This is a genomic window from Dellaglioa sp. CoH-56-MRSF-10, assembly GCF_056782175.1.
Genome location: NZ_JBXAYF010000023.1, coordinates 258 through 542 on the forward strand (window position 1 = coordinate 258; position 285 = coordinate 542).

A 285-nucleotide genomic window follows, 5' to 3' on the forward strand; every position below is an offset into this window, starting at 1 on the left:
GCCCGAGGTCCACGATCTTAAATCGGACCCTATTCCATTTGAAGACGCGTGGTCCGGGTCCAAGAAAGCGGAGGTGCGAGTCAACGACCGCAATTTTCAGGTTCGTGATTGGCTGTTTGTGCGTGAATTTCGTGAGGGCCGGGTCCAAGACCGCGAGTTCATGGCCCGCATCACCCACATACAGTCAGGATATGGGTTGCCCGAGAACTTGGTGGTGCTATCATTTCAGATTCACGAATGGTACGTCGAGGGCCAGTGCGTGACCGATGAACAAGCACCCGTTGC

The 285-nt window shown here is 55.1% G+C and carries 1 protein-coding gene; it reads left to right on the forward strand.

Features of this window, described 5'->3' with window-relative positions; translation table 11 throughout:
- Positions 1–285, forward strand: a 285-nt coding sequence (locus AC1RP4_RS07625; protein ID WP_481763215.1) for a DUF3850 domain-containing protein, incomplete at both ends; no start/stop codon positions are given.